This window comes from Streptomyces sp. SirexAA-E, assembly GCF_000177195.2.
Classification (GTDB): Bacteria; Actinomycetota; Actinomycetes; order Streptomycetales; family Streptomycetaceae; genus Streptomyces; species Streptomyces flavovirens.
On record NC_015953.1, the window covers coordinates 4675710 to 4699837 of the forward strand.

General features: G+C 71.7%; 23 protein-coding genes. 14 read left to right on the forward strand and 9 right to left on the reverse strand.

What is annotated here, in order from left to right:
• Nucleotides 1–24: 24 nt before the first annotated feature.
• Nucleotides 25–921, reverse strand: coding sequence for a type II CAAX endopeptidase family protein (locus tag SACTE_RS21035; RefSeq protein ID WP_014048030.1), 897 nt, complete (start codon nucleotides 919–921; stop codon nucleotides 25–27).
• Nucleotides 922–1214: 293 nt separating this feature from the next.
• On the reverse strand, nucleotides 1215–2165 hold the full coding sequence (locus SACTE_RS21040; protein ID WP_019993819.1) for an alpha/beta fold hydrolase: 951 nt from the start codon (nucleotides 2163–2165) through the stop codon (nucleotides 1215–1217).
• A 99-nt stretch (nucleotides 2166–2264) separates the two neighbouring features.
• Between SACTE_RS21040 and SACTE_RS21045 the strand changes: the two genes are divergently transcribed.
• Nucleotides 2265–2816, forward strand: coding sequence for a helix-turn-helix domain-containing protein (locus SACTE_RS21045; RefSeq protein WP_014048032.1), 552 nt, complete (start codon nucleotides 2265–2267; stop codon nucleotides 2814–2816).
• Nucleotides 2817–2953: 137 nt separating this feature from the next.
• On the opposite strand, the gene SACTE_RS21050 is transcribed toward SACTE_RS21045, so the two are convergent.
• Complete coding sequence (locus SACTE_RS21050) at nucleotides 2954–3679, reverse strand: dienelactone hydrolase family protein (protein ID WP_014048033.1); 726 nt, start codon at nucleotides 3677–3679, stop codon at nucleotides 2954–2956.
• Between the two features lie 281 nt (nucleotides 3680–3960).
• Here SACTE_RS21050 and SACTE_RS21055 point away from each other — a divergent pair, with 281 nt between their 5' ends.
• Together SACTE_RS21055 and SACTE_RS21060 are read left to right on the forward strand one after the other, a co-directional pair.
• Nucleotides 3961–4395, forward strand: coding sequence for an alpha/beta hydrolase (locus tag SACTE_RS21055; protein WP_019993816.1), 435 nt, complete (start codon nucleotides 3961–3963; stop codon nucleotides 4393–4395).
• A 37-nt stretch (nucleotides 4396–4432) separates the two neighbouring features.
• On the forward strand, nucleotides 4433–4891 hold the full coding sequence (locus SACTE_RS21060; RefSeq protein WP_202435154.1) for a hypothetical protein: 459 nt from the start codon (nucleotides 4433–4435) through the stop codon (nucleotides 4889–4891).
• A 183-nt stretch (nucleotides 4892–5074) separates the two neighbouring features.
• Here SACTE_RS21060 and SACTE_RS21065 read toward each other — a convergent pair whose 3' ends face one another.
• Both SACTE_RS21065 and SACTE_RS21070 read right to left on the reverse strand, forming a co-directional pair.
• A complete protein-coding gene (locus SACTE_RS21065; protein ID WP_014048035.1) occupies nucleotides 5075–6700 on the reverse strand; it encodes a D-aminoacylase in 1626 nt (541 codons plus the stop codon).
• A gap of 26 nt (nucleotides 6701–6726) precedes the next feature.
• Nucleotides 6727–8097 (reverse strand): alanine racemase, encoded by a 1371-nt coding sequence (locus SACTE_RS21070; protein ID WP_176724340.1) that lies wholly within the window; start codon nucleotides 8095–8097, stop codon nucleotides 6727–6729.
• Between the two features lie 107 nt (nucleotides 8098–8204).
• Between SACTE_RS21070 and SACTE_RS21075 the strand changes: the two genes are divergently transcribed.
• The 5 genes from SACTE_RS21075 (at nucleotide 8205) to SACTE_RS21095 (ending at nucleotide 13557) form a co-directional block, all read left to right on the forward strand.
• A complete protein-coding gene (locus tag SACTE_RS21075; protein WP_014048037.1) occupies nucleotides 8205–9263 on the forward strand; it encodes a sugar kinase in 1059 nt (352 codons plus the stop codon).
• Nucleotides 9260–10018 (forward strand): IclR family transcriptional regulator, encoded by a 759-nt coding sequence (locus SACTE_RS21080; protein ID WP_014048038.1) that lies wholly within the window; start codon nucleotides 9260–9262, stop codon nucleotides 10016–10018. Before SACTE_RS21075 ends, SACTE_RS21080 begins: the two co-directional genes overlap by 4 nt.
• A 6-nt stretch (nucleotides 10019–10024) precedes the next feature.
• Nucleotides 10025–10435 (forward strand): RidA family protein, encoded by a 411-nt coding sequence (locus SACTE_RS21085; protein WP_014048039.1) that lies wholly within the window; start codon nucleotides 10025–10027, stop codon nucleotides 10433–10435.
• A gap of 183 nt (nucleotides 10436–10618) precedes the next feature.
• Nucleotides 10619–12094, forward strand: a complete 1476-nt coding sequence (locus tag SACTE_RS21090) for a gluconate:H+ symporter (RefSeq protein ID WP_014048040.1) — start codon at nucleotides 10619–10621, stop codon at nucleotides 12092–12094.
• A gap of 107 nt (nucleotides 12095–12201) precedes the next feature.
• Complete coding sequence (locus tag SACTE_RS21095; protein ID WP_014048041.1) at nucleotides 12202–13557, forward strand: Nramp family divalent metal transporter; 1356 nt, start codon at nucleotides 12202–12204, stop codon at nucleotides 13555–13557.
• Between the two features lie 78 nt (nucleotides 13558–13635).
• Here the strand turns inward: SACTE_RS21095 and SACTE_RS21100 are convergent, their stop codons facing one another.
• The 4 genes from SACTE_RS21100 to SACTE_RS21115 form a co-directional block, all read right to left on the reverse strand.
• Complete coding sequence (locus SACTE_RS21100) at nucleotides 13636–15369, reverse strand: glycoside hydrolase family 18 protein (protein WP_309251015.1); 1734 nt, start codon at nucleotides 15367–15369, stop codon at nucleotides 13636–13638.
• Nucleotides 15370–15508: 139 nt separating this feature from the next.
• Complete coding sequence (locus SACTE_RS21105) at nucleotides 15509–15955, reverse strand: hypothetical protein (protein ID WP_014048043.1); 447 nt, start codon at nucleotides 15953–15955, stop codon at nucleotides 15509–15511.
• Between the two features lie 82 nt (nucleotides 15956–16037).
• Nucleotides 16038–16646 carry a hypothetical protein gene (locus SACTE_RS21110; protein WP_014048044.1) on the reverse strand — a complete coding sequence of 203 codons (609 nt, stop codon included), beginning with the start codon at nucleotides 16644–16646 and terminating at the stop codon, nucleotides 16038–16040.
• Nucleotides 16647–16671: 25 nt separating this feature from the next.
• Nucleotides 16672–18234: a hypothetical protein gene (locus tag SACTE_RS21115; protein ID WP_014048045.1), complete on the reverse strand. Its 1563-nt coding sequence runs from the start codon at nucleotides 18232–18234 to the stop codon at nucleotides 16672–16674.
• Between the two features lie 440 nt (nucleotides 18235–18674).
• On the opposite strand from SACTE_RS21115, the gene SACTE_RS21120 reads away from it, so the two are divergent.
• The 6 genes from SACTE_RS21120 to SACTE_RS21145 all read left to right on the forward strand — a co-directional run bounded on the left by SACTE_RS21120 (nucleotide 18675) and on the right by SACTE_RS21145 (nucleotide 24099).
• Complete coding sequence (locus SACTE_RS21120; protein ID WP_019993814.1) at nucleotides 18675–19535, forward strand: hypothetical protein; 861 nt, start codon at nucleotides 18675–18677, stop codon at nucleotides 19533–19535.
• Between the two features lie 167 nt (nucleotides 19536–19702).
• Nucleotides 19703–20416, forward strand: coding sequence for a Flp pilus assembly protein CpaB (gene cpaB, locus SACTE_RS21125; RefSeq protein WP_014048047.1), 714 nt, complete (start codon nucleotides 19703–19705; stop codon nucleotides 20414–20416).
• Nucleotides 20417–20423: 7 nt separating this feature from the next.
• The gene (locus SACTE_RS21130) at nucleotides 20424–21671 is read left to right on the forward strand and encodes an AAA family ATPase (RefSeq protein WP_014048048.1); all 1248 of its coding nucleotides are present in this window, start codon (nucleotides 20424–20426) and stop codon (nucleotides 21669–21671) included.
• Between the two features lie 88 nt (nucleotides 21672–21759).
• Nucleotides 21760–22224 (forward strand): pilus assembly protein, encoded by a 465-nt coding sequence (locus tag SACTE_RS21135; RefSeq protein ID WP_014048049.1) that lies wholly within the window; start codon nucleotides 21760–21762, stop codon nucleotides 22222–22224.
• A gap of 176 nt (nucleotides 22225–22400) precedes the next feature.
• Entirely contained in the window at nucleotides 22401–22721 is a 321-nt protein-coding gene (locus SACTE_RS21140) for a TadE/TadG family type IV pilus assembly protein (protein WP_050986416.1), read from the forward strand.
• Nucleotides 22722–22758: 37 nt separating this feature from the next.
• Nucleotides 22759–24099, forward strand: a complete 1341-nt coding sequence (locus tag SACTE_RS21145) for a CpaF family protein (protein WP_014048051.1) — start codon at nucleotides 22759–22761, stop codon at nucleotides 24097–24099.
• Nucleotides 24100–24128 lie beyond the last annotated feature (29 nt).

The following is a 24128-nucleotide window of genomic DNA, read 5'->3' on the forward strand; positions in this document are numbered from 1 at the left end:
CCCCGAGCCCCCGGAGCACGGACCTCAGCCGTGTACCGCCGGCTCCGGCTCGGCGCGGGCCGCGGCGTCGGCCTCGGACGTACGAGGGAGCCTCGGCGGCGGGGCGAAGGCCAGCAGCAGGGCGGTGACGAGCGCCTGGAGGCCGAGCAGCAGGGCATGGGTCTCGGCGGCCTTGGCGTCGAGGAGGACCATCGTGACGTTGATGGCGAAGTGGACCGCGATCGCCGCGACGATCCCGCCCCGCTCGTAGGCGTACCCGATCAGCATCGCCATCGGGACGATGCTGACGGCGAAGAGGACGCCGCTCGCGCTCGTCAGGCCCAACTCGTGCTGCACGGTGCCGTCGACGAAGAAGAGCGGCAGGTGCCAGACGGCCCAGACGGCGCCCAGCACGAGGCCGGCCTGGAAGCGGCCCATCGTGGCGCGCATCCGCGGGTGGACGGTGCCGCGCCAGCCCGGCTCCTCCCCGAGCGGACCGCCGATCAGCATCGCGCCGACGAACGCGGCGAGCCCGCCGGCGTCGCGCACGGCGTCCTGGGCATGCTCCAGGCTGGGCGTCGGACCGCCCGCCGCCTGCGCCAGCAGACTTCCCACACAGATCGTTCCCGAGGCGAGCGCCACCAGCGGCGGCGTCCACACCAGCGTGCTCCGCCCCAGGCGCACCACATGCGCGGGGGCGGACTCTCCGCGCCGGCCGCGTCGGACACGCAGCACGAGCGCGGCGATCAACGGGCCGAAGGCGCCGAAGAGATGGATGCCGGAGGCGGCGGCCGACCCGGCCGGGCCGCCCAGCGCGAAGGCCGTCGCCCAGGCCGACCAGCTCACACCGAAGGCGAGGGCGAGGAAGAGGGTCAGGTCGCTCCGGTAGCTCTGTGGGCGGAAGCTCTGCGGACGGAAGGCTGTGGTGTGTGACGTAGTCATGCCAAGAAGCTCTCTTGTGTGCGTCCGGGATGCGGGTCTGCCGCGAGGGGCGGGACGGTGTGTCCTGGGGTGTCCACGGCGTGTTTCGACGCTGCCGCGGCGTTGCGGCGCGGCGCGGGACCGCGCCGGGGCGGCGTGCTGCTCGGCGGTGTGCCGTGCCGGGTGGTGGCGGCGTGCGCGGCCCGGGGTCCGTGCCGGGGCGGCCGGGCGGCGGGGGTGCGGCGCGGTGTCCGTCGCGCGTGCGTGCTGTTCCGGCCGGGGATGTGCGCCCGGGGGCCGCGGGTGCCGGAGGGTCAGGAGGAGGAGGCGAGCCGCTCTTCGGCGGGCGTCTCACAGGCCGCCGCGTCCAGGTGGCGGGTGAGCCACTCGGCGACGAGGTCGAGCAGGCCGGGGTCGACCGGTTCGCGCAGCAGGCGGCGGTAGTGGCTCATCGTGGGGCGTCCGGTGTCGCGTCGCAGGACGTGGGTGAGGTCGTCGACGCGGTGCGTCTGCGCGCCGCCGGGGACCAGACGGGCGATGTCCTCCAGGGCGTCCGGGTCGACCTGGAGGTCCTTGGCGCCGGTGACGGCGAGGACCGAGGCGCTGATGGCGGCGAGGTCGTCCCGGGTGTCATGGACGAGCATCTCCCGCAGCCAGCGGGCGTTGACCTTGGTTCCGGCCACCCGCGCCACGTCCGTCCGGGTCTTCTTCACCCGGGCGAGGATCCGGCCGCCCAGTCCCGCCAGCGGCCGGCGCAGCAGCCGGACGGGGGCGGGCATGCTCGACACGATCGAGCGGCCCTGCCACCGGAAGGCGCCTTCGCCCACGTCGGCGAAGCCGGCCAGCAGCACCACCGCCCGTACGTCCGTGCGGGATCCCAGGGCCATGGCGTGCAGGGAGCCCTCGCTGTGGCCTATCACGCCTATCGCGTCCGCGCGGACGTCGGCCCGGTCGGCCAGGGCGCGCACGGCCGCCGCGGCGTCCCGGCGGTTGTCGGTGAACCCGGCGGTCCGCCAGTCGCCGGGTGTGGCGCCGACCCCGCGCCGGTCGTAGCGCAAGGTGGCGATCCCCCGGGCCGCGAGGGCCTCGGCCACCGGCCGCGCCAGGTTCACCCTGAGCTTCGGGGCGTTGCCGTCGCGGTCCAGCGGGCCGGAGCCGTGCAGCAGCAGGACGGCCGGGTGCGGTCCGGGGCCTGCCGGCAGCGTCAGGGTGCCGGCCAGCGAGGTCCCGTCGTCCGCGGGGACCGTCATGTCGATGTCGGGCAAGACTCGGCCTCTTTCGTTTCGCGCGTCGCCGGAGGTGCCGCTGGGGACGCCGTTCGTTCTCAACTACGAGAACGTTATCAGATGTGAGATCATGGACGTATGGCAACCGTGAATCTCCTCCTGCACCCGGTCCGGATGCGCATCCTCCAGACCCTGGTCGGCGCCGGCGAACTGACCACCGCCCAGCTGCGGGAACGCCTTCCGGACGTCTCGCCCGCGAGCATGTACCGGCACGTCGCGACCCTCACCCAGGCCGGGATCCTGGAAGTGGTCCATGAAAGACCCGTACGCGGGACGGTCGAACGCAGCTATCGGGTCCGGCAGGACGAGGCCCTCGTCGACGAGGAAGCCCGCGCGGGCATGACCAAGGACGACCACCGGCAGGCGTTCACCGTCTTCACCGGGGCGATGATGGCCGACCTCGACCGCTACCTCACCCGCGACGACGCCGACCCCGCGCACGAGGGCGTCCTCTACCGGCAGGGAGCGGTATGGGTGACCCCCGAGGAGTTCCCCGGGCTGGTGGAGGAACTGGAGGAACTGGTCGCCCGCCGCACGGGACACGCCCCCGGCGACGGCCGCATCCGCCACATCGTCAGCCTCGCCCTGGTGCCCGACAAGGCGACCGGAGAGGACCACCAGGCACTCTGAGACGCCCTGCCCCGCGACGGCCTCCCTGACGGCGGACGCGTGCGGGGGGAGCTGCCCCGGGCCCTGACCGGGCGCACCGGGCGCACCGGGCGCACCGGTCCGCTCCGAGCCCTCGACGGACCGGGCGGGCCCGCGCGTCACTCCGTCACGGGAAGGCACTCGGCGAGCAGGTCGACGACGTCGCGCCAGGCTCGCTCCGCGTGCCGCGGGTGGTGGCCGACACCGGGGAGCACGGCCTGGTCGACGGACGGGTGGTGGAAGGCGTGCAGGGCTCCGCCGTAGACCACGAGGCGCCAGTCGACGCCCGCCGCCTGCATCTCGGCGGCGAAGGCGTCCCGTCGCGCGGCGGGCATGATCGGGTCCTCCGACCCGACCCCGGCCCACACGGGACAACGGATGCGCGCGGCCTCGCCCGGCCGCCCCGTGATCAGTCCGTTGACCGTCGCGATCGCCCGCAGGTCGACGCCGTCGCGCCCGAGCTCCATTGCGATCACGCCCCCGGTGCCGTAGCCGACGGCGGCGATCCGGCCGGGGTCGGTCCGTGGTTCGGCGCGCAGCACGTCGAGTGCCGCGTGGCCGATGTCCCGCATCCGGTCGGCGTCGGCGAGCAGCGGGGTCACGCGCGCCAGCATCTCCTGCGGATCGGTGAACCATCGCCCGCCGTGGAGGTCGAAGGCCAGCGCGACGTACCCCAGTTCGGCCAGGGCGTCGGCGCGGCGGCGCTGGAAGTCGTTCAGCCCCGGACCCTCGGGCCCGAGCAGGACCGCCGGCCGACGGTCGGCACCGGCGGGGAGCGCCAGGTGTCCGACCATCGTCAGGCCGTCGGCCGGGTAGGTGACCGTGCGTGTGGTGACCGTCGTCATGGCAGGGGACTGTAGTGAGGCCCGGCCCGGACCGGGCCGTTCTTCACCACCGGCAGAACGGCGCGGGCGCCCGGCCGGATCACCGCGCCGCGCCGACGTGGGCTGTGCCGGGGGCGTGGATCACGGCCGTACGGGCCGCCCGGGGCTCCGGACCGCGCGGCCCGCGAGGACGGAGGTGCGCCGGCCGTCCTCGATGACGAAGCGGCCGTCGATCAGGACGTGCGCCTGCAAAGGACTGCGGGCAGTACGCGGCCGAGGGCGGTCCGCGGCTCCACGAATTCTTGCAGGGGAACGCGGCTGCGCAGCAGGCTGCCGACGGAACTCGCGCACACACCACTGTCATTGGGCACAGTTACGGCAGCACGGTGGTCGGCGTTTCAGCACAGTCGGGGAGTTGGAAGGACCCTGCGGTCGCCAATGACTTCGTCTTCGCGGGCAGTCCTGGCGTCCAAGCCGATCACGCGGCGGACCTGGGTGTCGGAGCCGACCACGTGTGGGCCATGGGCGCCCCTTGGGACGATCAGGTGGTCAGGCAGGGCGGCCGCCTGATGGGGCTCGGTGACAACGGGATCATTCCCACTGATGAATCCTTCGGTGGGAACATCATGGAGAGTGACTCCGGCGGACACACCGGATTCTTCGACGGCGAGTCCGACAGTATACGCAATCAGGGGGCCGTCATCGCCGGTCAATATGACAAGGTGCAACTTGAATAGGCGAATCTTGAAAACCGGGTTCATTATTGCGACGTGCATGCTGGCAGTAGCGTGCTCGAATGGAAAAGAGGCGGCGGTGGAAACGCGGGACGGCGATACTGTGAGGGCGGGCGTCGAAAGGGTGTCCAGCCGGATTCTCGATATCCTCGACGTGAAGGGGGAGGTCACGGATACCGGTGCGATGACGGTGCGTTGCTCGGACTACGACCCCGACGAGGAGGTCTACCGCGCACGGCACCCCTGGAGTATCTATAAGACCCCTTTCGTGGATATGGAAAAGGGTATGGATCGCCTGCGGGCCGAGCTCCCGAAAGAGGGTTGGAAGATCGTCCAGGACGGCGTGGACGGCAGCAAGGTCAAGAGCCCGCAGATCGTCGCGGAGTCCAAGGGGGGCGAATTCGCAGTCGACGTACGGTTGCATGAGGCGAGCGAAATCGGAAATGCGCCGGACCTCTTGGAGGTCACCGTCGAATCGGCTTGCTACCGGCAGAAATAGCCCGCTGGGAGGCAGGACGGCCAAGCATCATTCGGGAACCCAGCGCCGTCCCGTCCCGTCCGGCAGGCGTGCGACGACGGCTACGGGACCTCGCCGCGTGTCGAGGTGCCCGTATTCGACGCTGTGCGCCGATCCGTCAAGGAGGACGGGCCGCGCCGACGTGGGCTGTGCCGGGGGCGTGGATCACGGCCGTACGGGCCGCCCGGGGCCCCGGACCGCGCGGCCCGCGAGGACGGAGGTGCGCCGGCCGTCCTCGATGACGAAGCGGCCGTCGATCAGGACGTGCGGGATGCCGACCGGCAGGGTGCGCGGTTCGTCGAAGGTGGAGCCGGCCGCCACCGTGCCGGGGTCGAAGAGGACCAGGTCGGCGCGGTAGCCCTCGCGGACGTACCCCCGGTCCGCCAGGCGCAGGCGGGCGGCGGGGCGGGAGGTGAGGTGGGCGACGCACTCCTCCAGGGAGAGGATGCCCAGCTCCCTGACGTACCGGCCGAGGTACTGCGGGAAGGTGCCGTAGGCGCGCGGGTGGGGCTTGTCTCCCTGGAGGATGCCGTCGCTGCCGCCGGTGTGGACCCGGTGGCGCATGATCTGGCGGACGTTCTCCTCGTGGCCGACGTGCTGGAGGATCGTCGTGCCGAGCCGGTCCTCGGTGAGCAGCCGACGGGCCGTCACCCACGGCGCCTCACCGTGGGCCCGGGCGGACTCGGCGACCGTACGGCCCACGTAGCCGGCCAGTTCCGGGGAGCCGGTGCCCGAGATCTCGATGGTGTCCCACTCGATCGGGACGCCGTGGCAGCCGTCCGAGCCCACGACCTCCAGGTGGTGCCGGATCCGCTCGGCGGTCGCGTCGTCCGCGAGCCGGTTCAGGACCGACGCGGGCCCGCCCTCCCCGGCCCAGCTCGGCAGCATCGCCACGAGGGTGGTGCAGCCCGGGGTGTACGGATAGGTGTCCAGCGAGATGTCGGCGCCCGCCGCGAGGGCGTCGTCCAGGAGGGCGAGGAGGTCGGGGGCCTTCCCCTCGTTCACGCCGAAGTTCATGGTGGCGTGGGCGAGATGGAGGGCGCAGCCGGCGTCGCGGGTGAGCCGCACCATCTCCTCGTACGCGGCCAGTGCCCCGGCGCCGTAGGAGCGGTGGTGCGGGCAGTAGTAGCCGTCGTAGCGGGCCACCACCCGGCACAGCTCGGCGAGTTCGGAGTCGTTCGCGTACATCCCGGGGGTGTACGTCAGCCCGGAGGACATCCCGACCGCGCCCTCCGTCATGCCCTGGGCGACCAGGTCCTTCATCCGGACCAGTTCCGCCTCGGTGGCCGGCCGGTCCTCCCAGCCCACCGCGAGCATCCGGACGGTGCCCTGCGGGACGAGGTAGGCGGCGTTGACCGCGATGCCCTGGCCGTCGAAGTTGCGGTCGAGGCGGTCCAGGTAGCCGCCGACGGTGCGCCAGTCGAAGTCGATGTCGGAGCCGTCGCCGTTCCACCCGGCGATGGCGCGGCGCACCTCCGCGAGGGTGCGGTCGTCCGCCGGGGCGTAGGACAGCCCGTCCTGGCCGAGGACCTCCAGCGTGACGCCCTGGGCGGCCTTCGCGCTGTGGTCCGGGTCGCGCAGCAGGGCCAGGTCGCTGTGCGCGTGCATGTCGGTGAAGCCCGGGGAGAGCGCCAGCCCGTCGGCGTCCAGGGTGCGGGCGGCGGTGGGGCGCGGGCCGTCGCCCTCCCGGCGGATCTCGGCGATCCGGCCGTCCGTGATGCCTACGTCGGCGCGGTAGGACGGCGCGCCGGAGCCGTCGACGACGCGGGCGTCGCGGATGACCAGGTCCATGGGGTGTCCCGCCTTTCGGGGAGCTCTCAGAAGAAGGTGCGGAGGTAGTCGGTGACCGTGCCGTCCGCCTCGACCAGCGGGATCAGCTGCCACTTGTCGAAGGAGGTGCAGGGGTGCGAGAGGCCCATGCCGACCCAGTCCCCGACCTCCAGCTCGGCGTCCGCGTCCGTGCGGACCCAGCCGTGCTGGTCGGAGAGGCCGGTGACGGTGATGCCGGTGGCGGGGCGCACGGAGCCGTCGCGGGCGGAGCGGACGGCCTGCGCCTCGGGGAGGTCGAGGTCGTAGGCCGCGTCGCGCTTGCCCGCGTTGACGAAGGCCTGTTCCGGGGTGGGCCGGGACACGACCTGGGCCCAGAGCCGGAACGCCGGTCGCAGCGTGCCCTCTTCGGGGACGCGGTTGAAGGGGGTGAGGTGGCGGTAGTGGCCGTCGTCGTGGCTGACGTACGCACCCGAACGCAGCAGCCTGCACACGGGGCGGCTCAGCGCGGGGACGTCCGCGAAGACCTCGGCGACCGCGTCGAACCAGGCGCTGCCGCCCGCGCTGAGCAGGATCTCCTCGCCTGCGGCGAGCGCGTCGAAGCGGCCGGCCGCGTCGAAGGAGGCGGCGAGCGCCACGAGTCGGCGCAGCCAGTCGCGGACGCGCTCGGGGGAGGCGTCGGGCACCTCGCCCTCGTACCCCGCGACGCCCACCAGGCGCAGCGTGGACACGGCGGCCACCGCGTCGGCGACCGCCGCGCAGTCCTCCTCGGTGCGGGCACCGGTGCGCGCACCCTGCCCGGCGCCCAGCTCCACGACGACGTCGACCGGGCGTGAGGCCCCGGCCGCGCGCAGGGCCTCGTCCATCAGCTCGACACCGCGCACCGAGTCGACGTAGCAGGCGAAGGCGAAGTCCGCGTCGGCGTCCAGCTCACCGGCCAGCCAGCGCAGCGCGACCGGGTCGACGACCTCGTTGGCCAGGAAGATCCGGCGGATGCCGTGGGCCCGGTAGACCCGCGCCTGGTGGGGGACGGCGGCCGTGATGCCCCAGGCGCCGTGCTCCAGCTGGCGGGCGAAGAGCTGCGGGGACATCGACGTCTTGCCGTGCGGGGCGAAGGCCAGCCCGTGCCGCTCGGCGTACGTCTCCAGGAGGGCGAGGTTGGCCTCGACGGACTCGGCGGACAGTGCCAGCACCGGGGTGGTGAACCCGCCGGTGAAGAGGTTGCGGCGCTCGGCGGCCAGGGCGCCGACGGTCAGGCCCTCGGCGTCCGGCGGCAGCGCCTTGAAGCGGTGGTCGACGCGCTCGTCGGCGAGCGCCGCGACGGCCCCGTCGGTGGTCCGGCCCGCGGACGGTCCGGCGGACGGGCCTGGGGGCTGCTGCTCGGCGGCCAAGGGAGCCTCCTCGGAGATCGGGTGTTGCATCATGTGCAACGGGCATTGCGTATATCGCTTGACGCTGTCTAACATCCGAGCCGATGCCGGGTCAATGGTCCCCACCGGCGCCCACGGCCGACCAGGAGGAGCCCGCAGTGCCCGGATCCGCAGCCAGGACACCCGCCGTGGACACGGACGTCGTCTGCCTCGGTGAGTCCATGGTGACGTTCCTGCCCTCGCGGCCCGGCCGCCTCGCCGACGTCCCCGCCTTCTCCCGCGGCATCGGCGGCGCCGAGTCCAACGTCGCCTGTGCGCTGGCCGCCGCCGGACACCGCGTGAAGTGGGTCAGCCGGGTCGGCGCCGACGGTTTCGGCGACCACCTCGTCGAGGCCGTCGCCGCGTACGGGGTCGACACCTCCGCCGTACGCCGCGACCCGGACCGGCCCACCGGCATCTACTTCCGCACGGCGACGGACCGGGACACCGACGTCCACGAAGTGGCCTACTACCGCGCCGGGTCCGCCGCCTCCGCGATGTCCCCGCACAACGTCCCCCACGACGCCCTGCTCGGCGGCCGCGTCCTGCACCTGTCCGGCATCACCGCCGCGCTCTCCGCCGACTGCCTGGCCCTCCTCCACGCACTCACCGCCCCCCGCCCCGGCCGCCCCCTGGTCTCCTTCGACGTCAACCACCGGCCCGGCCTGTGGCGGAACGGCGACCGGGGGCCGAAGGTGCTGCTGGACCTCGCCCGCCGCTGCGACCTCGTCTTCGCCGGGGAAGACGAGGCGGCGTCGGCCTGGGGCGTGCACGGCACCGAGGCGATCCGCGCGGCGCTGCCCGAACCGGACGTCCTCGTCGTCAAGCGCGGCGCGGACGGTGCCACCGTCTACTCCCGCACCGGCCCCGGACGGCAGGACACCGTCACCGAGGTCCCCGCCCTCCACGTGGACGTCGTCGCACCCGTCGGCGCCGGGGACGCGTTCGCCGCCGGATTCCTCTCCGCCACCCTGCGCGGCCTGCCCGTACGCGACCGGGCCCGCCACGGGCACCTGATGGCCGCCGCCGTCCTCACCGTCCCCGGCGACCTCACCGCACCCCCCTCCCGCCCGCACGCCGACCGCCTCGTGGCCCTGGACGACACCGCCTGGGGCACACTTCGTCTCGGCCCCGGCTGGACGGACGACGGGGCGAACGAGGAGGTACCAGTCACATGAGCCAGACCGTCGACCGCGCGCTGAGCATCCTGCCGCTGCTCGCCCAGGGCCCCGCCGACCTCGGCCAGGTCGCCGAACGGCTCGGCGTCCACAAGTCCACGGCACTGCGCCTGCTGCGTACGCTCCACGAGCACGGGCTCGTCTACCGCCAGGAGGACCAGCGCTACCGGCTCGGCGCCCGGCTCTTCGCCCTCGCCCAGGAAGCCGTCGAGAACCTCGACGTACGCGAGATCGCCCACACCCACCTCGTCGAACTCAACGAGCAGTGCGGGCACACCGTCCACCTCGCCGTGTACGAGGAGAACGAGGTCCTCTACATCGACAAGGTCGAGAGCCGCTACCCGGTCAGGATGTACTCGCGGATCGGCAAACCCGTCGCGATCACCGTCGCCGCGGTCGCCAAGCTCCTCCTCGCCGATCTGACCGAGCCCGAGCGGCGCGTGATCGCCGAACGCCTCGACTACCCCCTGTACACGTCCCGTTCGACCCCCAACGCCGGTGCCTTCCTCAAGGAACTCGCCGTCGTACGCGAACAGGGATGGGCCACCGACCTCGGCGGCCACGAGGAGTCCATCAACTGCGTCGGCGCCCCCGTCCGGGGCGCCGACGGGCGGGTCGTCGCCGCCATGTCGGTGTCCGCACCGAACGTGGTCGTCACCGCCGAGGAACTCCTCACCCTGCTCCCGCTGGTGCGCCGCACCGCCGACGCCATCAGCCGGGAGTACTCCGGTACCACCCACGCGAAGAAAGCCTGAACCGCCATGACCGAGAAGACCGCTCTCACCCCCAGCACCCACACCACGCCGCCCGCGAAGTTCTCGCACGGCGTGAAGAAGGGCAACATCCTCCAGGTCGCCGGCCAGGTCGGTTTCCTGCCCGCCGTCGAGGGCCAGGCACCCACCCCGGCCGGCCCCACCCTGCGCGAGCAGACCCTCCAGACCTTCGCCAACGTCAAGGCGATCCTGGAAGAGGGCGGCGCGAGCTGGGACGACGTGATGATGATGCGCGTCTACCTCACGGACGTCGACCACTTCGCCGAGATGAACGCGATCTACAACGAGTACTTCGAGCAGCAGCACCTCACCGCACCCGCCGCCGCCCGTACGACGGTCTACGTGGGCCTGCCCAAGGGCCTGCTCATCGAGATCGACGCCCTCGCCGTCCTCGGCTGACCGCGACACCCGGCCCCCGGGCCGCGCCCTTCTGGTCCCCGCACCCTCCGACCCCCTGAGCCGCTTGCCCCACCCCTCGCAGCACCCCACCCCGCCTCACGGCACGGCGCCCCGACCCCGTCGCACGGGAGCGCCGTGCCGCGGTCCCCCCTGCCCCGAAACCCTCACCGGAGTTGACCGATCATGCTCCCAGTCGCCGCACCGGCCACCCCCGAGGCGCCACCGCACACCGGTGGACTGCTCCTGTTCATCGACGGCACGGCGGGTCTGCTGACCGTCGCCGTCCTCGGCATCGCCCTCCTGCTCGTCCTGATCATCAAGGTCAGGCTCCAGCCGTTCGTCGCGCTGCTCGCCGTCTCCATAGCCGTCGGCCTGGGTGCCGGGCTCTCCGTCACCGAACTCTTCGGCACGGTCCAGAAATCCGCGGCGGTCTCCGTCATCGAGTCCGGCATGGGCGGCATCCTCGGCCATGTCGCGATCATCATCGGGCTGGGCACGATGCTCGGCGCGATCCTGGAGGTCTCCGGCGGCGCCGAGGTGCTGAGCACCCGCCTGCTGAACCTCTTCGGGGAGAAGCGAGCCCCGCTCGCCATGGGGCTCACCGGCCTCATCTTCGGAATCCCGGTCTTCTTCGACGTCGGCATCTTCGTCCTCGCGCCGATCGTCTACGCCGCCGCCAAACGGTCCGGCAAATCGATCCTCCTGTACGCGATGCCGCTGCTGGCCGGCCTCTCCATGACCCACGCGTTCCTGCCCCCGCACCCCGGGCCGGTCGCCGCCGCCGGACTGTTCGACGTCTCGCTGGGCTGGGTCATCCTGATGGGCGCCCTCGTCGGCATCCCGTCGGTCCTCGCCGCCTGGGCCTACGCCGCCTGGATCGGCAAGCGGATCTTCGTCGACGTACCGCAGGACATGGTCGAGGCCGCCGCCGAGTCGAAGGCCGCGGTCGTCGCCGAGCAGCGTGCCGCCGGGGTCACCCCGCACGAGAAGCCCGTCGCGCTGGGCACCGTGCTCGCCATCATCGGTACCCCGCTGGTGCTGATCCTCGCGGCGACCTTCTCCTCGATCGCGCTCGACCCCTCCACGCTCCGCTCGGTCATCGAGTTCTTCGGCAACCCGTTCGTCGCCCTGACGATCGCCCTGCTGCTGGCGTACTACCTGCTGGGGATCCGGCGCGGCTGGTCCCGCAAGTCCCTCGAAGCGGTCTCCACGGCCTCGCTCAAGCCGGTCGGCAACATCCTGCTGGTGGTCGGTGCGGGCGGCATCTTCGGCGCCGTCCTCAAGGGGAGCGGCATCGCGGACGCGCTCGCCGACACCTTCAACGACGTCGGCCTGCCGGTCATCCTGCTCGCCTGGCTGATCTCCGTCGTGCTGCGGGTCGCGCAGGGCTCGGCGACGGTCGCGATCGTCACCACCGCCGGCATCGTCCTCCCGCTGGTCGAGGGCCAGGACATGTCACAGGGGCACCTGGCGCTGATCATCATGGCGATCTCGGCGGGCTCGATCTTCGCCTCGCACGTCAACGACGGCGGCTTCTGGATGGTCTCGAAGTACTTCGGCATCTCCGAACGCGACACCCTGAAGTCGTGGACGGTCCTCGAAACGGTCCTGTCGGTCGCCGGGTTCGTGGTCGCGGCGGCGCTGAGCCTGGTGATCTAGGGACCCGTTCGGGCCGGGCCGGGGCGGCGCCTCATCGCGGCGCCGCCCCGGCACGGCCGTGACGCGCCCTCTTGTGCGCAGGCCCGCTTTGCGCTTCGTTGATCGGCATGGCGGAGACAAGCGGAACCACAGGTACGGGTCCCGACGCGGAGCCGGGCCCGGACGCGGAGCCCGTCGCGGAGGCGGCCGGGCCGCCCCCGGCAGGGGCGCGCAGGTCCAGCTGGACCTATATCGGCCCCGGCATCGTCGTCGCCGCGACCGGGGTCGGCGCCGGGGACCTGGTCGCGACGCTCATCGCGGGGAGCGAGTTCGGCTACACCCTCATGTGGGCGGCCGTCATCGGCTGCCTGGTCAAGATCTCGCTCGCCGAGGCGGTGGGCCGCTGGCACCTCGCGACCGGCCGCACGCTCTTCGACGGCTGGCGCTCCCTCGGCGGCTGGACCACCGGATACTTCGCGGTGTACGTCGTCATCTGGGGCTTCGTGTACGGCGCCACGGCGATGTCCTCCAGCGCCCTGCCCGTCGTGGCGCTCTTCCCGGACGGCCCCGGGCTGAAGACCTGGGCGATCGTCACCGGCCTCGTCGGCCTCGTCTTCGTCTGGTTCAACCGGTACGCCGTCTTCGAGAAGGTCATGACGGTCATGGTCGGCGTGATGTTCGTCGTCGTGGTCTACGTGGCGGTCCGGGTGGTGCCGGACCTCGGGGCGTCCTTCGCGGGGCTGCTGCCCGTGCTCCCGGACGGCTCGCTCGTCTACACCCTGGGGCTGATCGGCGGCGTCGGCGGGACGATCACGATGGCGGCGTACGGCTACTGGGTCAACGCCAAGGGCTGGTCCGACTCCACCTGGATGAAGGTGATGCGGATCGACAACCGGATCGCCTACCTCACCACCGGCATCTTCGTCGTCGCGATGCTCGTCGTCGGCGCCGAACTGCTGCACTCGTCGAGCATCGCTCTCAGCACGGGGGACCGGGGGCTGATCGACCTCGGGCTGGTCCTGGAGGAGCGCTTCGGCACGGCCACCGCGAAGCTGTTCCTGGTGGGCTTCTTCGCCACCTCGTTCTCGTCGCTCATCGGCGTGTGGCACGGGGTCAGCCTGATGTTCGCCGACTTCGTCGAGCGGATGCGGGCGGGACGGCGCGCCGAGGGCCAAGAGCCGGCGGGCAGGGCGGCGGTCAGCCGGCAGGAGCGCTCCGTGGCGTTCCGGGGGTACCTGCTCTGGCTGACCTTCCCGCCGATGGCCCTGCTCTGGCTGGACGAGCCGTTCGGTCTGGTCATCGGGTACGGAGTGCTCGGCGCGTTCTTCATGCCGTTCCTGTCCGTGACCCTGCTCTGGCTGCTCAACTCCTCGCGCACACCCGCCCGGTGGCGCAACAGCTGGCTCAGCAACGGCATGCTCGGCGCCGCCGGCCTGCTGTTCCTCGTGCTGTGCGTCGAGCAGGTCCGCGACCTGCCCTGGTGACGTGGGCGGCACGGGCCCGGGACGCCGACAGCGCCGCCGGGGGAGCGGCGGCGCTGCGGGTCATCGGGGTGGGAGGGGTTACGGAAGGCCGTGGACGTGCGGGCCGACCGCGTTGGACCAGGCGTTGCCCGCCGTGGCGTCCCAGTTCGTCGACCAGGTCATCGCACCACGGATGTCCGGGTACGTCCTGGACGGCTTGAAGGAACCGCAGCCGGTGCCCTTGGCCAGGCAGTCCAGGGCCGCGTTCACGACCGACGGGGCGACGTAGCCGCTGCCCGCGCCGCGGGTGGAGGCGGGCACACCGAGGCCGACCTGGGACGGGGCGAGGCCGCCCTCCAACTGGATGCAGGCGAGCGCGGTGAGGAAGTCCACCGAGCCCTGCGAGTAGACCTTGCCGTCGCAGCCCAGCATCGAACCGCTGTTGTAGTACTGCATGTTGACGACGGTCAGGATGTCCTTGATGTTGAGCGCCGTCTTGAAGTACTCACCCGACGTCGACTGCATGTCGATCGTCTGCGGCGCCATCGTGATGACGAGACCGGAGCCCACCTTCGAGGACAGCGACCGCAGGGCCTTCGTCATGTAGGTGGAGTTGAGGCCGTTCTCCAGGTCGATGTCGACGCCGTTGAAGCCGTACTCCTGGATCAGCGTGTACAGCGAGTCCGCGAACGCGTTCGCCGAGGCGTCGCTGTTGACCGAGACGGTGCCCTTCTCGCCGCCGACGGAGATGATGACGTTCTTGCCCGCGGCCTGCTTGGCCTTGATGTCGGCCTTGAACTGGGCGACGGTGTAGCCGTTCAGGCCCGCCGAGTCGAGGTTGAAGGTGACGGCACCCGGGGTACCGGCGGCGTCCGCGAAGGAGACGGCGATGATGTCGTAGTTCGCGGGCACGTCGCTGAGCTTCTGGACGGCCGCGCCGTTGTTGAAGTTCTGCCAGTAGCCGGTCACGGCGTGCTTGGGCACGGAGGTCGAGGGGCCCGGGCCGGTCTCGTCCTTCTTGGCCGTACGTCCGCTCACGGTCGCCGACCTGACGGACTCACCGGCGGCGTTGGTGGCGCTCACCGAGAACTGGTACGCGGTGTCGGCGGCCAGGCCGCTCACCGTCGCGGAGGTGCCGGTGGTGGTGGTCGCCTTGGTGCCGTCCCGGTAGACGGTGTAGCCGGTGGCGCCGGAGACCGCGTTCCACGACAGGGCCACCGAGGAGGACGTGGTGGTGCCGACGGCCAGACCGGCGGGGGCGCCGGGGATCGCCGGGCCGGGCTCCTCCGTACCGCCGCCGCCGTCGGGTCCGGTGACCGCGACGTCGTCCGCGTAGTAGGCCGCCTGGCCGTACCAGCCGTGGGTGTAGACCTGCACCGAGGTGGTGGACGGGCCGGTGGTGAAGCTCGTGCGCAGCTGGGTCCAGCCGGTGCTGCCGGGGGTCCAGGTGGAGACGTCGGTGGTGCCGGTGCCGCTCGCCCCGAGGTAGGCGTACCCGCCCTGCACCCAGGAACTGAGCGCATAGGTGGAGTTGGGCTTCACGGCCACGGTCTGGGTGCACTTCGCGTTGTCCTGGCCGCTCGGGGTGGCCTTGAGGGCGGCGGAGCCGCCGTGCACGGGGGAGGAGACGGTGGCGCCGCTGCCGCCGGTACAGGTCCAGCCGCTGAGGCCGCTCTCGAACCCGGCGTTCTTGGCGACGTTGATGTCGGCCGCCTGTGCGGTGCCGACCAGACCGGTCACGGTCAGGGCGCCGGCCGCGAGGGCGGCCACGGCTCCGCCGAGGACGGGACGCGAGCGACGTCTTCTGGGTCTGCTGCCTGCGGAGCGTTCCACTTGCTGCCTCCGGTGGGGGAGTCGGGGAGTGCGGGCGGGGGAACGGTGGCCACCGTTGGCGCATAAACTGGTCCAGACCAATCGAGTTGTCAAGACCTCTGGCGTCAGCTTTCGCGAGGACGGCGCCCGCGAGGGGGCCTCAGACGTCGTCCCGCAGGCGCGACACCAGGTACCCCGCCGCGCATCCCACGGCCGTCACCACGTTGGACATGAGCAGTCCCTCGGCGGCCAGGTGTTCCCACTGGACGGCCATGTTCAGGAGCTGGGCCGCGACCGGTACGGCTACGGCGGCGGCCAGGTGCCGGGGCGGTGAACGGCGGAACGGCTCGCGGTGCGCACGGCAGGCGGCCCACGTCGCGAGCGCCAGGCACACCGCGTCGGGTATGTGGATCAGCAGCAGCCGCCCGCCGAACGTCTCCATCCGCTCCGGGGTCGCCACGTGCTCGTACACCACGGTCGCCTGGACGTACTCGGTCGCGACCAGCACGACGATGCCGGCGGCCCAGGCGCGGGCCAGGGCGAACAGCGCGGCGCCCGGCTCGTCGTCGCGGCGGGCGGGGCCCCCGGGGTGGCCGTAGCGGGTCATGCGGGTCTGCCTCCGTGTCGGCGGGTGAGGGGCGGCGGCCGGTCCGGCTCCGGGCGGCTACCGCACCGTGACGTCCGGGCGGCTACCGCACCGTGACGCTCTCGACGATCCGGTCCAGGTCCGCCGCCGGAAGCGCCCCCTCGGCGGCGTCGATACGGACCGCGTAGGTCTTGCGGTGCGTGTCCAGACCCGTGATGATCACACCGGAGACCCGGGTGCCCTTCGGCGGGTTGTCACCCTCGCCGCCCGAGGTGAACTCGAAGTCGACGCGCTTGGCGTCCCGTACGTCCTCGGGGCCCTCGACCCGCACGTCCGACTGCTTCGTCAGCCTCGATCCGAGGGCGACGCCCGCCTCGGCGCCGATCGCGGCCTGCTCGGCCGAGTCCGCGTCGGTGAAGTCCAGCTGCACGGTGAGCGTGCCCACCGTGCGGCCGTCCTCGGTCAGCCTGGCCTCGGCCGCGTTGTGCCGGTCGCGCTCGGCGTCGCTCCGGGCGCGGAAGGAGGGCGGGTGGGCGACGGAGACGGACGCGGTGGTCAGCTCGCCCCACCCCTCGGGCGCCTGGCCGGCGGCCTCGTCGTCTGCGCAGCCCGCCGCGATGAGCCCGACGGCGAGGAGGACGCAGGCGGCGGCGAGAGGGCGTCGCACGCCCCGCGTACGGGGGTGTCCGGGCCGGATTCCGGTGCTGTTCATGGCTGGTCGCTCCTGTCGGCGGTGATCAGTCGGCACAGTAGGTGTACGGGACGTACGCACGGCTGCCCCCGTTCGGCGCCCCGAGGAACTCCGCGCCGTCCAGCGTCTCCTCCTTCTTCTCCGTGGACACCGAGAACCCGACGCTCAGCCCCAGGTTCAGTTCGAACCCGTACTCGGCGGCCTCGGTCCGGCCGGTGTACGTCGTCCGGCTGGAGAGCCCGGAGTCGAAGAGCAGCTGCCCGAACGGGTCGTCCGCGCCGGGCCGCGTCGTCGGGGCGCGGTCGCCGAACATGTAGCCGAAGGGCATGCCGTACTGCCCGCCACCGTCCAGCCACTCCTGTGCGGTCCGGCGGTCGGCGTCCCCCTCGGGGCCCGGTTTCAGGACGACGGAGTCGGTCACCACCTCGATGCCGCTCTCCGTGTCGCCGCCCTTGACGCTGCCGCCGCCGCCCCGCTTGCCGTCACCGGACGCGCCGTTGTCCACGCCGGCCCTGACTCCGTCCCTGGTGCCGCCCTTCTCCACGGTGCGGGTCATGTCGATCCGCAGGAGCTCGCCGGTCTTCTTGTCGTGGGTGACGGTGATGGACCCGGTCCGGGTGGTGGAGGCCGAGGCGTCGCCGCCGAACGGCCCGGCCTCGTAGGACGCCTTGGTCCCGTACTCGACCGCCGCCGAGTAGGTGTACGCCTTGGTGCCCGCGAAGTCGTTGTCCGTCCAGGTCACCTCGGGGGAGAACCTGAAGTTGCCGCCGAGGGCCGCGCCGAGCTTCTTCTCGTCGCCGGCGCCGATCTTGATGCCGGCCGAGGCGCTGGCCTCCAGCCCGACCTTGCCGTAGCTGATGTGCCGGTCGCCGAGCTTCTCGTCGATGCTCTCGCGGAGCCTGTCCTCCTCGGCTATGGGCCCCTTGCCGAAGAGGGCGAGGATGCCGTTGCCGAGTCCGCCGCCCTGTGCGCCGGAGTGACGGTTCGTCAGCTCGTAGGTCCTGAGCAGCTCGATGTCGTCGCGGAAGGCCTTGGCCTCCTCCTCGCTCGCGAAGACCCAGGTGTCGCCGTCGGTGACCTTGATGCCGGCCCCGAGCTCCACCTTGTCCGCGCCGAACCGGCCGACCTCGGCGCCGGGCTTCCAGTCCTTCCTGGCGGCGACGGAGGCGGCGTCGGTGAAGGTCATGGTGATCCGCTGGTCCTTCTCGTCGACCGTGCCGTCCCCGTTCATGTCCGTCCTGGACCGGAAGGTCTGCTGCTGGAAGCCGTACTCCTCGCCCCACTCGACGAACAGCACCCTGCCCTTGGCGCCGGCCTTGTCCGAGACGGAGGAGAGCTGGCAGAGCGGCGGTTCGTAGTCGGCGTCCGTGCGGGGCGCGGCGGTGTCCCGGCCGCCGCCGCAGTCGCCGAAGGTGACCGCGCACCGGAAGCGTTCGGCGATACGCCCGCCGACGCCGGTCGCCGTCAGGGCGCCCACGATCGAGGTGACCACCACGACCACGCCGACGTACTCGGTGGCGGTGGCGCCGCGGTCGTCGAACGGCAGGCCGTACCATTCCCTGCCGCCCCGGCGCCCGGCGACCGGCGGTATTCGCCCGATCTGATCCATTCGCAGAGCTCCCTTCGCGCCCGGCTGCCACCGCCGGCCGGACCCGGAGACTACGGAGAGGGACGGGGCGGGGCGTGGGCCCTGGGGCCCCAATCCGGGCCCACAGCGCCATCTGGGCCCGAACAGATGCCCCAGGAGGGGAAATGGTGGAGCGCTCTCACCGTGCTGACGTGGGAAAACGGGAACTCGATCAGGCCGATCCGGAAAGTCCGCGATTAAACCTCCGACTGCTATGGAATTCAACAAGCGGGAAACCTGGCCGATTCGCGGACAACAGGCCCTGTGCGGAAGTGCCGTGGCCTGTCTTACTGGGGACTGCGAGGTGTTCTCTGCATCCGGGTAGCTGGATAAAGTGCAGGAGCACGGAGCAGGAGCGATTGCGGCCGACGGCAGGCGGCGGCCGGAGCCGAACGGGGAACAGCGTGCCGACCGCTATAGCAGTGACCAGCGCCGACCTGGTCCTACCGCCCACGGACCAGCAGACGCCACCGGCCGTGGTCCTCCAGGCGCCGGGCGACCAGACGCTGGACCTGGCGCTGTCCGACATGCAATTACTGCTGGACCAGCACGGATACGTCATCGCCGTCTATCCGGCCAACATCGCCCCGGCCCACGAACGGCGGCTGCACACCATCCGTTCGGTGCTGGAGAGCGACCGGATCGCCCTGCTCAAGGTGGACCTCCCGCCGTTGGCCGTGGGCGTCCTGGTGCGCCAGCTGCGGCAGTTGTCCATCTGCGACTTCAGCGCCGGCGTCGTGGCGTCCGCCGCCAGGCTGCTGACCCACTACATCCACACCGGCGCCCTGCTGAACTCGGTCACCAAGCTCGACCGGGTCCCCGTCAGCCTCAAGACGCACGCCAGGTCATGGGTGCCGGGCTCGCAGTTCGCGGTGCTGGCCAACCCCCGCCCACAGCTGATCAAGGTGGGTACGGGGGAGCTGGCCGGGCCGGACTTCGCGACCCATCTGCTGGTCGCCAAGGGGCAGCTCCAGTCGGACTGGGTGACGGAGACCATCGCGCCCGCCTGGCAGGTCCAGGCCGTGCACGAGGCGGCCCTTCCGGCGGATTCACCCGGCTGGTGGGGCACGGGGAAGATGATCGAATTCGCCGCCTTTCTGCCCGACATCTCGGTCGTCTACCAGCTGGTCTCCTCGGTCCGCCGGGAGGTGTGCACCTGGTGCGGCAATGAACTCCTCGGTGACCGCTGCGGGTTGTGTTCCGTTCCGCTGCGCACGCAGGAGAACCAAAGGCACACTTCAGGTGTCCTGACCCGAGGAACAGCCGTCCGGCAGAGCGGCTGACGACCGCGTCGCACCTTCCGGCCGCGATTCCCGAACGGCGAAAGCAGCGGCCCCGACACGGAAAGCCGACGTCCCCGCGTCCCGCCGCACCGGTTCCCGACAGCACCGGTGCCTTACGACCCCCGCACACCCATCGGCCCATATCTCCCAACGAGGTTGCTCCGCTCATGAATTCACGGCAACGCCGCGGCGTCATCCTGCTGCTCCTGTCGGTTCTGTGCGCCTTCGGCGCGTTCGCCGGTGTGCTGTCGGTGATCAGTGACGTCAACGCGAAGGTGGGTCCCGAGGTCGCCGCCTACCAGGTGAAGACGGACGTGGCTCCGTACACCACCCTCGAACCGGGGCAGTTCGAGAAGGTCACGATGCCCAAGCGCTGGCTGTCCAGGAACGCCGTCACCGACCTCGCGGTCATCAACGGCAAGATCGCCGTCACCCGGCTCCACGCCGGGTCGCTCCTCCAGGACGACATGCTCGTCAAGCGCCCCAGGGTGGAGAACGGTGAGCAGGAGATAGCGATCATGATCGACGCGGCGACCGGGGTGGCGGGCAAGATCCGGCCCGGCAACCTCGTCAACATCTTCGCCACCTTCGCGGGGGAGAACGAGGGCGAGAAGGCCACCTCCCGCGTCATCGTCCCCAACGCCAAGGTCATCGACGTGGGCGAGCTGACGGCCCTGGAACCCAAGAAGGACCAGCGCGGCAGCGGCCTGACCGAGGCGGTTCCGATCACCTTCGCCCTCAACACCACCGACGCCCAGCGCGTCGCCTACGCCGAGTCCTTCGCCGAACACGTGCGTCTGGCCCTGCTGCCCGAGAACAGCCCGACCACCCTGCGTCCCGGCGAGGGCAGCTACAGCCTCGACGAAGACAAGAACAAGTGAGGGCCGGATGAGCACCAGAATCCTCCCGGCCGTCGGCGACCCCGACGCCGCCCGATCCATCACCACGCTGCTCAGCCAGCTCCCCGACGCGGAGCCGGCCGGGCCGCTGGGCGACTCGACCTCGCTGCTCGACACTCTCGCCGGGCTCGCGGCCGAATCGCTGGACGAGTTGCCGGAGGTCGTGCTGGTCCACGAACGGATCGGTCCGGTACCCGCCCTCGAACTGATCCGGGAGGTGGCCCTCCGCTTCCCGGCCGTCGGGGTCGTCCTGGTCACCGCCGACGCGAGCCCCGGGCTCTACTCGGCGGCGATGGACTCCGGCGCACGCGGCCTGGTCGGCCTGCCCCTCTCGTACGAGGAACTCGCCCAGCGGGTCCAGGCGGCGGCCGGCTGGTCCGTCGGTGTGCGCCGTCACCTGGGGCAGGGCGCCGAGGTCTTCACGGGGCCCGGCGGCACCGTCGTGACGGTGAGCGGGGCGAAGGGCGGGGTCGGCACGACCGTCGTCGCGGTGCAGCTGGCGCTGGCGGCCAACGCGTCCGGGCACTCGGTGGCGCTCGTCGACCTGGACCTCCAGTCCGGGGACATCGCCTCCTACCTCGACGTGCAGTTCCGCAGGTCGATCGTGGACCTCTCCACCATCCAGGACATCTCACCCCGGGTCCTCCAGGACGCTCTGTTCGAGCACGACACCGGCATGGCGCTGCTGCTCGCCCCGGGCGACGGCGAGCGGGGCGAGGAGGTCAGCGACCGCGTCGTACGCCAGACGGTCAGCGCGCTCCGGCACCGCTTCGAGGTCGTGGTCGTCGACTGCGGTACGCACATGAACTCCGCCAACGCCGCCGCGATCGAGATGGCGGACCGGACCCTGCTGGTCACCACCCCGGACGTGGTGACGGTACGGGCCGCCAAGCGCATGGTCCGGCTCTGGAACCGGCTCCAGATCCGTAAGGCCGAGGAGACGGTCACGGTCGTCAACCGCCACACCCGCAACACCGAGATCCAGCCGCCGCTGATCGAGAAGATCACGGCGACCAAGGTGGCCCGGATCGCCGTCCCCGCGAACTTCAAGGAACTGCACGGCGCGGTGGACGCGGGGCGGATGCAGGACCTGGAGGCCAAGTCCACGGTGAAGCAGGCGCTGTGGTCGCTCGCGGGCGACCTGGGCCTGGTCAGGAGCGCCGAAGCCGCCGAGAAGCAGGGCCGGTTCAAGGGCGACCGCGGTGCGGTGGGCGGCCGGCGGGGGCGGGGCAGATGACGTACGGGGCGGGGCACGGCGCGAGGGCGGGCGAGGCGATCGGTGAAACCGGCAGCGGAGGCGTACGACCGAGGGGGACAGTTGCACCATGAGACTTCCAGGAACGTGGCCGGCGACCGGCCCGGGAAGCGCGGCGAGGGACGGCACGCACGGCGCCGCGCCCGCGATCCACGCCGAGCGCCACGGCTGCCGGGGCGACCGCGGGCAGGCCGCGATCGAGTTCACCGGTACTCTCCCGCTCATCCTGGTCACGCTCGCCCTGCTCTGGCAGGCCGCCGTGATCGGGTACGCCTTCACCCTCGCGGGCAACGCGGTGGACAAGGCCGTCAGCGCGGCCACGACCACCGACGGAAGCCGCCAGGCGGCCTGCGTACGGGCGGGGCGCGAGGACCTGCCGGGTTCGTGGGCGGCGGACTTCTCGTGCGGTCGGGACGGCGACATGGTGAGGGCCGAGGTCGCGCTGAAGGTGCCGCTGCTCTTCCCCGGCGCCTTCAACCTGCCGTTCACGGTGCCGGCCGAGGCCGCCGCCGCAGTCGAGAGGCCGGGAGGGTGACGCCGACGAGGGCGTGTCCCGGAAACGGCGCCGTCCGCCCGACGGGCGGGTCCGACAACGCCGCGAGCGTGCGTGCCAGGCGTCGCCGGACCGGCGGGACTTCCGAAACACGCCCTGGGCGGGGCGGGCCCGCGGCCACGACCGGCACCGCCACCCGACAGCGCGGCCAGGCGGCCATCGAGTACGTGGGTGTGCTCGTCCTGCTCCTGGTCGTCGCCCTCGCGGTCGTCCAGCTCGGCATCGCGGTCTACGCCGCCCAGCAGGCCGGCACCGCCTCACGGGCGGCCGCCCGCGTCGCCTCGTTCGACGGCCAGGAGGGCAGGTACGACCAGGCGGGCCGGGCCGCCATGAGCGGCTGGCTCGCGGACGACGCGTCGTTCACGCCGTCCGTGAGCGGCGACGCGATGACCGTCACCGTGAAGGTCCCGATCCCCACCCTGCTCCCCATGTTCAGCTTCGGGTCGGTCACCAAGAGCGCCACCATGCCGCGCGACTGACCGCCGTACCACCGCACCACATCAGGGAGTTGAGGACATGAGCCTGCGGGCGCGCATCACCGGTCCCGAACCGGCGAACGGGGTGAGCGAAGAAGGCCGCCTGGTCGGGGTCTACCGCGCCAAGCTGCTGGAGGAGATCGACCTCGCGGAGATGTCGGCCCTCGCGGCCGCCGAGCGCCGTGCCCGCCTGGAACGGGTGCTCGGCCACATCATCAGCCGTGAGGGCCCGGTCCTCTCCTCCGTGGAGCGCTCGCAGCTCATCCGGCGGGTCGTCGACGAGGCCCTGGGCCTCGGCATCCTGGAACCGCTGCTCGAAGACGCCTCCATCAGCGAGATCATGGTCAACGGGCCGGAACAGGTCTACGTCGAGCGCGGCGGGCGCCTGGAACTCCTCCCGATGCGCTTCTCCTCCAACGACCAGCTGATGCAGACCATCGAGCGCATCGTCTCCACCGTCAACCGGCGCGTGGACGAGGCCAACCCGATGGTCGACGCGCGCCTGCCCTCGGGCGAGCGCGTCAACGTGATCATCCCGCCGCTCTCCCTGAAGGGCCCGATCCTCACCATCCGGCGCTTCCCGAGGGCCTTCACGCTCCAGGAGATGATCGGCCTCGGCTCGCTCGACGAGCACATGCTGATGCTGCTCGCGGGGCTCGTCCGGGCCAAGTTCAACGTGATCGTCTCCGGGGCGACCGGCACCGGCAAGACCACCCTTCTCAACGCGCTGTCCGGGCTCATCCCGAACGGCGAGCGCATCGTCACGATCGAGGACTCCGCGGAGCTCCAGCTCCAGCAGACCCACGTGATCACCCTGGAGAGCAGGCCGTCCAACGTCGAGGGCAAGGGCCAGATCACCATCCGGGACCTGGTCCGCAACTCCCTGCGCATGCGTCCCGACCGCATCATCGTCGGTGAGGTCCGAGGCGGCGAGACGCTTGACATGCTCCAGGCGATGTCGACCGGTCACGACGGATCGCTCGCCACGGTCCACGCCAACAGCGCCGAGGACGCCCTGATGCGTCTGCAGACCCTCAGCTCCATGTCCGAGGTCGAGATCCCGTTCGTCGCGATCCACGACCAGATCAACAGCGCCGTCGACGTGATCGTCCAGCTGACCCGCCACGCCGACGGCTCCCGGCGGATCACCGAGATCGCCGTCGTCGACTCGCACGGCCGCGAGGACTACCGCATCGTCTCCGTGTGCCGGTTCAGGGCCCTCCCGATCGGCCCCGACGGGCGGGTCCACGGTGCCTTCGAGTACTACCCGCTGCCGCGCCGGGTCGCCGAGCGCCTCTACATGACGAACGAGGCCATCCCGGCCGCGTTCGGGGTCGCCCGGTCCGAGGAGCAGCTGGTCATGCGCCGCTCCACCGCCTGAGGCCCCCGCGCCCCGTACCGCCCGCCGCC

Coding starts and splice junctions, on each gene's coding strand:
- SACTE_RS21105 (WP_014048043.1), bottom strand. CDS start 15,955: ATGACCCGCTACGGCCACCCCGGGGGCCCCGCCCGCCGCGACGACGAG.
- SACTE_RS21065 (WP_014048035.1), bottom strand. CDS start 6,700: ATGGACCTGGTCATCCGCGACGCCCGCGTCGTCGACGGCTCCGGCGCG.
- SACTE_RS21130 (WP_014048048.1), top strand. CDS start 20,424: ATGAGCACCAGAATCCTCCCGGCCGTCGGCGACCCCGACGCCGCCCGA.
- SACTE_RS21060 (WP_202435154.1), top strand. CDS start 4,433: ATGCTGGCAGTAGCGTGCTCGAATGGAAAAGAGGCGGCGGTGGAAACG.
- SACTE_RS21115 (WP_014048045.1), bottom strand. CDS start 18,234: ATGGATCAGATCGGGCGAATACCGCCGGTCGCCGGGCGCCGGGGCGGC.
- SACTE_RS21045 (WP_014048032.1), top strand. CDS start 2,265: ATGGCAACCGTGAATCTCCTCCTGCACCCGGTCCGGATGCGCATCCTC.
- SACTE_RS21050 (WP_014048033.1), bottom strand. CDS start 3,679: ATGACGACGGTCACCACACGCACGGTCACCTACCCGGCCGACGGCCTG.
- SACTE_RS21110 (WP_014048044.1), bottom strand. CDS start 16,646: ATGAACAGCACCGGAATCCGGCCCGGACACCCCCGTACGCGGGGCGTG.
- SACTE_RS21145 (WP_014048051.1), top strand. CDS start 22,759: ATGAGCCTGCGGGCGCGCATCACCGGTCCCGAACCGGCGAACGGGGTG.
- SACTE_RS21135 (WP_014048049.1), top strand. CDS start 21,760: ATGAGACTTCCAGGAACGTGGCCGGCGACCGGCCCGGGAAGCGCGGCG.
- SACTE_RS21085 (WP_014048039.1), top strand. CDS start 10,025: ATGACCGAGAAGACCGCTCTCACCCCCAGCACCCACACCACGCCGCCC.
- SACTE_RS21095 (WP_014048041.1), top strand. CDS start 12,202: ATGGCGGAGACAAGCGGAACCACAGGTACGGGTCCCGACGCGGAGCCG.
- SACTE_RS21090 (WP_014048040.1), top strand. CDS start 10,619: ATGCTCCCAGTCGCCGCACCGGCCACCCCCGAGGCGCCACCGCACACC.
- SACTE_RS21070 (WP_176724340.1), bottom strand. CDS start 8,097: ATGCAACACCCGATCTCCGAGGAGGCTCCCTTGGCCGCCGAGCAGCAG.
- SACTE_RS21035 (WP_014048030.1), bottom strand. CDS start 921: ATGACTACGTCACACACCACAGCCTTCCGTCCGCAGAGCTTCCGCCCA.
- SACTE_RS21080 (WP_014048038.1), top strand. CDS start 9,260: ATGAGCCAGACCGTCGACCGCGCGCTGAGCATCCTGCCGCTGCTCGCC.
- cpaB (WP_014048047.1), top strand. CDS start 19,703: ATGAATTCACGGCAACGCCGCGGCGTCATCCTGCTGCTCCTGTCGGTT.